General features: G+C 60.9%; 9 protein-coding genes. 4 read left to right on the top strand and 5 right to left on the bottom strand.

Going from position 1 to position 7,346, the window contains the following annotated elements; all coding sequences use genetic code 11:
- Positions 1-170: 170 nt before the first annotated feature.
- From larC to B5F22_RS08150, 4 genes are all read right to left on the bottom strand, one after another.
- Entirely contained in the window at positions 171-1,406 is a 1,236-nt protein-coding gene (gene larC, locus B5F22_RS08165; protein ID WP_087392176.1) for a nickel pincer cofactor biosynthesis protein LarC, read from the bottom strand.
- The gene (larB, locus tag B5F22_RS08160) at positions 1,403-2,164 is read right to left on the bottom strand and encodes a nickel pincer cofactor biosynthesis protein LarB (protein ID WP_087392175.1); all 762 of its coding nucleotides are present in this window, start codon (positions 2,162-2,164) and stop codon (positions 1,403-1,405) included. Before larB ends, larC begins: the two co-directional genes overlap by 4 nt.
- On the bottom strand, positions 2,154-2,921 hold the full coding sequence (gene larE, locus B5F22_RS08155; RefSeq protein ID WP_087392174.1) for an ATP-dependent sacrificial sulfur transferase LarE: 768 nt from the start codon (positions 2,919-2,921) through the stop codon (positions 2,154-2,156). Before larE ends, larB begins: the two co-directional genes overlap by 11 nt.
- A gap of 338 nt (positions 2,922-3,259) precedes the next feature.
- Positions 3,260-3,943, bottom strand: a complete 684-nt coding sequence (locus tag B5F22_RS08150) for a 4Fe-4S binding protein (protein ID WP_087392173.1) — start codon at positions 3,941-3,943, stop codon at positions 3,260-3,262.
- 192 nt (positions 3,944-4,135) lie between these two features.
- On the opposite strand from B5F22_RS08150, the gene B5F22_RS08145 reads away from it, so the two are divergent.
- Positions 4,136-5,455 (top strand): MATE family efflux transporter, encoded by a 1,320-nt coding sequence (locus tag B5F22_RS08145; RefSeq protein ID WP_087369509.1) that lies wholly within the window; start codon positions 4,136-4,138, stop codon positions 5,453-5,455.
- Positions 5,456-5,843: 388 nt separating this feature from the next.
- On the opposite strand, the gene B5F22_RS08140 is transcribed toward B5F22_RS08145, so the two are convergent.
- Positions 5,844-6,224 carry a helix-turn-helix transcriptional regulator gene (locus B5F22_RS08140; protein WP_087392172.1) on the bottom strand — a complete coding sequence of 127 codons (381 nt, stop codon included), beginning with the start codon at positions 6,222-6,224 and terminating at the stop codon, positions 5,844-5,846.
- A 164-nt stretch (positions 6,225-6,388) separates the two neighbouring features.
- Here B5F22_RS08140 and B5F22_RS08135 point away from each other — a divergent pair, with 164 nt between their 5' ends.
- Genes B5F22_RS08135 through B5F22_RS08125 form a run of 3 tightly spaced genes read left to right on the top strand, consistent with a single transcriptional unit; the run spans position 6,389 to position 7,297 of the window.
- The gene (locus B5F22_RS08135) at positions 6,389-6,784 is read left to right on the top strand and encodes a hypothetical protein (protein WP_143482217.1); all 396 of its coding nucleotides are present in this window, start codon (positions 6,389-6,391) and stop codon (positions 6,782-6,784) included.
- A 7-nt stretch (positions 6,785-6,791) separates the two neighbouring features.
- Positions 6,792-7,022, top strand: coding sequence for a hypothetical protein (locus B5F22_RS08130; RefSeq protein WP_143482216.1), 231 nt, complete (start codon positions 6,792-6,794; stop codon positions 7,020-7,022).
- On the top strand, positions 7,019-7,297 hold the full coding sequence (locus B5F22_RS08125) for a hypothetical protein (protein ID WP_087232225.1): 279 nt from the start codon (positions 7,019-7,021) through the stop codon (positions 7,295-7,297). Before B5F22_RS08130 ends, B5F22_RS08125 begins: the two co-directional genes overlap by 4 nt.
- Positions 7,298-7,346 lie beyond the last annotated feature (49 nt).

The following is a 7,346-nucleotide window of genomic DNA, read 5'->3' as shown; positions in this document are numbered from 1 at the left end:
ATTGGGGATTCCTCCTTATGGTTTGTCTCGTCAACTGCCATTTTACAGGAATTTCCCCAATGGGTCATCTTTTATTTTAGGTGTTGCACTTGCATTGTAAATCTCCACGTGGAGAAATGGGGCCCAGCGGAGCGCGTCTCCCCTGCCAGTGAAGAGGGAAGAGGCATGGGTTAGTCCCTGTGGAATATCTGTTTCAGGGTGATCTTATGCTCCCGGGCGATGCGGGCCATGTCCTCATACTCCGGCTTGGAGCGGTGCACCCCGTAGCCCTGGGCTTTCTTCACCCGCACCGGGCCGTAGGGGGTTTCCCGGGTGGTGATGGTGTAGTCCAGCACGTGCTTTTCACAGGTGCGCACCCGCAGCCCCGTGGTGGAGGTAAGGGCAAACACCTGGTGGATGAGCGGGTCTTTGTGGGCGGGGTCACACAGGGCCACCAGCTGCCAGCCGGGGCGGCCCTTCTTCATGCATCCGGGCAGGGTGTACACGTCCAGGGCCCCCTCCTCTAAAAGCCGCTGGCAGGCAAAGGACAGGGCCTCGGGGGTCATGTCGTCCAGGTTGCACACCAGCTCCAAAATTACGTTCTCCGTGTCCTGGGTGTGTCCCAGCATGGCCCGGACACAGTTGGCGGCGGGGAACTCCTTTTTGCCCATGCCGTACCCGGTGTGCTCCAGCACCATGGGGGGCATGGGGCCAAACCGGGTGGCAAAGGTGGTCAGCAGCGCCGCCCCCGTGGGGGTGCACAGCTCCCCCTGGATGTCGCCGCCGTAGCAGGGCACCTCTTCCAGCAGGTGGGCGGTGGCGGGAGCGGGGACGGGGACGATACCATGGGCGCAGTGGACCATGCCGCTGCCCACGTGGACGGGGGAGACCACCACTTCGTCGGGGTGGAGTAGGTACAGGGCATAGCAGGCCGCCGCCACGTCCGCCACGGCGTCCAGGGCACCCACCTCGTGGAAGTGCACCAGGTCCACCTCCACCCCGTGGGCCTGGGACTCCGCCTGAGCCAGGCGGTGGTACACCGCCCGGGCCTGCTCCAGCACCGGGGCGGGGAGGTTCAGGCGGCCGATGAGGTGCTCCACATCGTGGAGGGTGGTGTGGTGGTGATGATGATGATGCTCGTGGCCGTGCTCATGTTCATGATCATGGTGATGATGGTGGTCGTGGTCATTGTCATTGTTATGGTGATGGTCCAGGCTCTCCTCCCGCTCTCCGTGGACCACCACGTCCATGTGGGTGCCGGAGATGCCGCAGGACTGGGCGGGGACGGCGTGGAACTCCACCCCAGGCAGACCCATGTGGTTGAGGGTGTGCAAGAATTCCTCCCGGTTGGGGAGCAGCTCATACAGAGCGGCGGTGAGCATGTCCCCCGCCGCGCCCATGTTACATTGTAGATATAAGGTGTTCATTGAGGCAGACCCTCCATTTGATTGATGCGGCTGGCCAGGAAGCCTGCGCCAAAGCCGTTGTCGATGTTCACCACGCTACACCCGGAGGCGCAGGAGTTGAGCATGGCCAGCAGGGCGGACAGGCCGCCAAAGCTGGCCCCATAGCCCACGCTGGTGGGCACGGCGATGACAGGGCAGTCCACCAGACCGCCCACCACCGAGGCCAGCGCCCCCTCCATACCAGCCACGGCGATGACCACCCGGGCTTGCATCAGCTCGTCCAGAGAGGCCAGCAGGCGGTGAAGTCCCGCCACTCCCACGTCATAGAGGCGGGTGACCTGGTTGCCCAGCACCTCGGCGGTGAGGGCGGCCTCCTCCGCCACCGGCATGTCGCTGGTGCCCCCGGTGGCCACCACAATGGAACCCACCTGGGGGTGGGGCTGGGGGTTGATCACCCCGATGCGGGGGACGGGGTGATAGTCCATGGGCAGCTCCTGGGCCACCAGGTCCGCCTTGTCCTGGTCCAGGCGGGTGACCAGGATGTTGCGGCTGCCGTTTTTCATCATGGAGGCGGCAATGCCCGCAATTTGCCGGGGGGTCTTGCCCGCCCCGTAGATGACCTCCGAGGCACCCTGGCGCACGGTGCGGTGGGTGTCCACCCGGGCATAGCCCAGGTTGTCAAAGGGGGAGCGCTTCAGCTCCAGCACAGCCTGCTCCGGTGTGACGGACCCGTCCGCCACACCCCGCAACAGGGCCAGTACATCTTGTTTACTGTCCATGGAATTCCTCCTTTTTCCGGGGGTTCAAGTCCAGAAAGACCTGGGAAAAGTGGGGGGAGAGGGCGTCCAGAAGGACCCGATACTGAGCCACCGCCCGGTCCATCTGGTCCAGGGGCAATTGAATGAGGGCGGCGTCTCCCCGCAGTCGAATGCGAAAATCGGTGAAGCCCAGGGCAAAGAGGGCGTCCTCGCCCCCCTCCACCCGGGCCAAATCCCGGGCGGTGATGGGGGTGCCCGTGGGAATGCGGGTGGCCAGACAGGCATAGGCGGGCTTGTCCCAGGTAAACAGCCCCGCTTCCCGGCTCAGGGCCCGCAGCTGGGCCTTGGTGACCCCGCACTCCCGGAGAGGGGAGCGCACCTCCAGCTCGGAGAGGGCCCTCATGCCCGGGCGGTCCTGGGCGTCGTCTGAGGCGTTGGTGCCGTCCAGCAGCAGGGAAAAGCCATCCGCCCGGACCCGCTGCCACAGGGCGGAAAAGAGGGCTTTTTTGCAGAAATAGCAGCGATTTGCTGGGTTGGCGGCCACCTCTGGGCAGGCCAGCACGTCCAGCTCCACCACCGTCAGGGGTACTCCCAGCTCACGGGCCAGACGCTGGGCGTCTTCACGCTCCCAGGCGGGCTGGAAGGGGGTGGAGACGTAGTAGGGCCGCACGTCCTGGCCCCAGGTGCGTCCCGCCCAGAGAAGGTAGGCGGAGTCGGAGCCCCCGGAGAAGGCCAGGGCGGCCTTGGGGTGCTGGGTAAAAAATTGCTGTAATGTCATGGGATTCTCCTAAAAAGAAAAAGGTACGCCTTTGGGGCGTACCTTTTGACTGTCAAAAAAGCAAAAGTCCCTGCAAGAAGTTTGAGGTACTTGGTTAGGAACACAAGCCCTCGGCAGAGTTTTCCCGCCCGCAGGCGGGAAAATAAATGAAAATTCGTTTTTTCCGGGGACATGCGCATCGGAAAAAACACTTCTCAGCCCGCCAGTGTGGCCTTGGGTCGTCCTTGGACCCAAGGATGCATGCAGCGGGCTGTATCTCCTCGAAAAAATGCTTGCATTTTTGAGAAAAACCCGCTATGTGAATGGTACACAAACCGGGGGGAGAAGTCAAGCCCCCATCAGTCCAAAATCCGCCCGTCGGTGGAGATGGTCACCACCTGCCAGGGGATGAACTTGCCGCTGGCACGCAAAGCCTGGGTGGCGGCGTGCTGGATGCCGCCGCAGCAGGGCACCTCCATGCGCACAATGGTGAGGGCGGTGATGTCGTTATCCTGGAGAATGGCGGTGAGCTTTTCCGTGTAGTCCACCATGTCCAGCTTGGGGCAGCCGATGAGGGTCACCTTGCCCCGGATGAAGTCCTGGTGGAAATTGGCGTAGGCGTAGGCGGTACAGTCGGCGGCAATGAGCAGGTGGGCGCCCTGGAAGTAGGGGGCGTTCACCGGGGCCAGTTTGATTTGCACCGGCCACTGGCGCAGCTGGGAGGCAGCGGGGGCAGGGGCGGCGGTGTCTGCCTGGGGGGTGAGGGCCCGGGCCATGCTGCCGGGACAGGCGCAGGGGGCAGCTTTGGCGGCCATATTGGCCTTCACCGCTGCCTCGTCATAGGGGGCGGCCTCTCGCTCCACGAAGGTAATGGCCCCGGTGGGGCAGGTGGGCAGGCAGTCCCCCAGGCCATCGCAGTAGTCGTCCCGGATGAGCTGGGCCTTGCCGTCTACCATGGCGATGGCCCCCTCGTGGCAGGCCTGAGCACAGGCCCCGCAGCCGTTGCACTTGTCCTGGTCAATGTGGATGATGCGTCGAATCATAGATATGTCCTCCTGGTGTGGTGATTTTGATGGTAGGATACCACAATGGGCCGGGAATGTCTGTTGTAGTTCCAACAAAACCGCAGGTTTTCTCCCCAATGGCTTGCCAAGGGGAACTGGGAGGTATATACTAATCAGACACGAAATGAGAGATAGAGAAAGGAAATGAAAATGGCACACACCACAGAACCCATGACACAAGGGCCCATTTGGAAGCGAATCACCTACTTTGCCCTTCCCATTTTTCTGGGCAACCTGTTCCAGCAGATGTACAACACCGCCGACTCCCTGATCGTAGGAAACTTCCTGGGAAAGAATGCCCTGGCTGCGGTGAGCTCCACCGGCAGCCTCATTTTTATGCTCATCGGCTTTTTGAGCGGCATCGCCATCGGCGCCGGTGTGGTCATCTCCCGTTACTTCGGCGGCAACAAGCTGGAGGAGATGAGCAAGGCAGTGCACACCACCGTGGCCTTCGGTCTGGTGGCCGGCGTGGTGATGACAGCGGTGGGCGTGGGCCTGTCTCCCCAGATTCTCCGGTGGATGGACACCCCGGAAAACGTCATGTACAACTCCCAGCTGTATCTGAGCATCTACCTCATGGGTTCTTTGGGCTCGGTGATGTACAACGTGTGCGTGGGTATCATGCAGGCGGTGGGCGATAGCCGCCACCCCCTGTACTACCTCATTGTCTCCTCGGTGGTCAACGTGGTGCTGGACCTGTTCTTCATCGCCGTGCTGGGCATGGGGGTGGACGGAGCGGCCTGGGCCACCATCATTGCTCAGTACGTCAGTGCCATCATGTGTCTGTGGCGGCTGCTGAGGGTCAAGGACAACTACCGGGTGGAGCTGCGGAAGATTCGCTTCCACTGGGATATGCTCAAGCGGGTGGTGCGTTTCGGCCTGCCCTCCGGCGTTCAGAACTCCATCATCGCCATTGCCAATGTGGTGGTCCAGTCCAACATCAACCACTTTGGCGACGCCGCCATGGCCGGCGTGGGCGCCTACTCCAAGATTGAGGGCTTCGGCTTCCTCCCCATCACCAGCTTTACCATGGCTATGACCACCTTTGTGGGTCAGAACCTGGGTGCGGGCCAGATCGAGCGCACCAAACGGGGCGCCCGGTTCGGCACCATCACCTCGGTGATTTTGGCCGAGCTCATCGGTGTGGCGGTCTTTATCTTCGCCCCCCAACTCATAGCCGCCTTTGACACCTCCCCCGACGTCATCGCCTACGGCGTGGACAAGGCCCGCACCTCGGTGCTCTTCTATTGCCTTCTGGCCTTCTCCCACGCCATGGCCTCCATCCTCAGAGGTGCAGGCAAGGCCGTGGTGCCCATGTTCGTGATGATGATCTGCTGGTGCATCATCCGGGTGTCCTTCCTGGCCATCGCCGTGCCCCTCACCGGCAGCATTCAGATGGTCTACTGGGTCTACCCCCTCACCTGGTTCTTGAGCTCCGTGACCTTCCTGTGGTACTATCGGCGCATGGATTGGAACCGAAATCTGGCATAAACACTGTATTTTTGAAAGGACGGGAAAATTTCCCGTCCTTTCGACTTTTTTCGGCCTTATTCGACATTTTTTTATGTTATCATACAAAAGTCCCATAGAACGGACAATTTTAGACAAATTGTGGGAGTCAGATGCTTGAAATGGTACATATGTTCGATTATAATGGGGGCAGGACATCGTGGACCAACGGGATGGCACCCCCATCCCCAGCGCAGGGAGGAAGAGAAATGGAGCGTAACTGGATCAAAGCGGCAATCATCGACTTACTGGACCGAGCGGATGAGGCCCAGCTACGAGCCATTTTTCAGTTTATTTCCCATTATTTGAATCGATAAACGGGAAAAATCCCCGGGCATTTCACCGAAATGGTGGAATGCCCGGGGATTTTTTATGTCTCGGGGTCGGTAAGCTCTCGGGCCAGCCGCTCCAGCACCGCCCAGTCTTCCTCGCTGAGCCGGGACAGAGCGGAAATGAGGCGAGAGCGGAAGTCATTCCGGCCTGCCACATCCCCCAAAAAGCCCATCAGCTCCTCGTCGGGAGTGTGGCCGCTGGGGGGCGTCAGGAGCATGTCCCCCTGGCCCGTGCGCAACCAGTCCTCGTTGACATGGAACACCCGGCAGATATCCAAAATGGTGCGCTCGCTGGGGGTGGTTTTCTCGATCTCATAGGTGGCAATGGTATTTTGCTTCAAACCCAGTTGGTCGGCAAAGGCCTGTTGGGTCAGCCCATAGGCCTTGCGCACCTGGCGGATGCGCAGTCCAACACTCATAGTCAATCCTCCAGTTCTCGAAACGATACGGGGGTTACCTCCGTATTTTACCACGCCACAGCGGGAAGCACAAGAAAGAAGATTGACCAAATCAATAAAATGGCCTTGACAAATATCGGCGACTGATATAATATTATCGAGAAATCAATAAAAGGAGGGAGACTATGACATGGAGCGCATGGTCACTGTGCGTCAGCCTGCCCCGGCTGGGGCGGCGTGAGCGGGCCTTTTGGCTGGGCGTGGCCCAGGGGCTGGCGTGGAGACATCGAGAGGAGAAAAAGGAGGAACGAGCCGGGATGCAGCGAGAAGAGATGGTCTATCACGGAGGGAAGCGCACCCAGGGGGAGCGGGTGAAGCTGGAGGTGCGCAAAGAGGAGGGCAGCGACGGGTTCTGTCAGGTCATTGAGGCCTCCAGCACCGCCGCCGCCATGGATGCCCTGGAGGCCCTCATCCGGGGATATGAGCAGTTTCTGGGGGTGCCCGCCCACCATGTGCTGGCGGTGCTGGCCACGGTGATGACGGTGCCCGGCGGGGGCCACATGGAGGGAACGGGGAGGTGACGGGGGCGTGACAGGGTTTACACCCCAGGAGCTGGAGGAGATGGCCCAGGCGGACGCCGAGATTGACCGGGAGTTTGAGGCGGATTGGGACCTGGAGCCGCCGCCCCCCGTCCCCCAGCTGGTGTGGGTGTCCCGGCTGGCCCGGCAAAACCACACCACCTATGGAAGATTCGTCTCCACCCACACCGAAGAGGAAATTCGGGAGCTGGTGGAGCAGTTGAAAGGAGAAACACGATGAAATTTCGCTATAAGCGGGGCATTCCGGTGCCCTATGCCCGACAAGGGTACATCTACTTTAAGTCTCTGCGCTTTTCTGGCCTGCCCGTGCGGGAGCAGGAGCGCATCCGCCGCCTGTGCGACTGCGTGGGGGGCAACAATGGCCAGGCGCTGCTGGAGCACGTCACCACCGGGGAGGCGGTAAAGTCCGTGTGTCAGAGACACTACATCGCCTCCCCCACCACTCTGTACCGGGCGCTGAAACGCTATTATGTGCGCTTTCCCCAGGATTTATAAGGGAAAGTGTGGAGTTTGAATACGGAATGTGTAATCACGAGGGAAGTCT

The sequence above is a fragment of the Pseudoflavonifractor sp. An187 genome (assembly GCF_002160275.1).
GTDB lineage: Bacteria > Bacillota > Clostridia > Oscillospirales > Oscillospiraceae > Enterenecus > Enterenecus faecium.
This window is presented reverse-complemented; position numbering and strand designations above follow the sequence as displayed.

What these genes read in the sequence shown, in the direction of transcription:
- larC (WP_087392176.1), bottom strand. Translation starts at nt 1,406, where the DNA reads ATGAACACCTTATATCTACAATGTAACATGGGCGCGGCGGGGGACATG.
- larB (WP_087392175.1), bottom strand. Translation starts at nt 2,164, where the DNA reads ATGGACAGTAAACAAGATGTACTGGCCCTGTTGCGGGGTGTGGCGGAC.
- larE (WP_087392174.1), bottom strand. Translation starts at nt 2,921, where the DNA reads ATGACATTACAGCAATTTTTTACCCAGCACCCCAAGGCCGCCCTGGCC.
- B5F22_RS08150 (WP_087392173.1), bottom strand. Translation starts at nt 3,943, where the DNA reads ATGATTCGACGCATCATCCACATTGACCAGGACAAGTGCAACGGCTGC.
- B5F22_RS08145 (WP_087369509.1), top strand. Translation starts at nt 4,136, where the DNA reads ATGACACAAGGGCCCATTTGGAAGCGAATCACCTACTTTGCCCTTCCC.
- B5F22_RS08140 (WP_087392172.1), bottom strand. Translation starts at nt 6,224, where the DNA reads ATGAGTGTTGGACTGCGCATCCGCCAGGTGCGCAAGGCCTATGGGCTG.
- B5F22_RS08135 (WP_143482217.1), top strand. Translation starts at nt 6,389, where the DNA reads ATGACATGGAGCGCATGGTCACTGTGCGTCAGCCTGCCCCGGCTGGGG.
- B5F22_RS08125 (WP_087232225.1), top strand. Translation starts at nt 7,019, where the DNA reads ATGAAATTTCGCTATAAGCGGGGCATTCCGGTGCCCTATGCCCGACAA.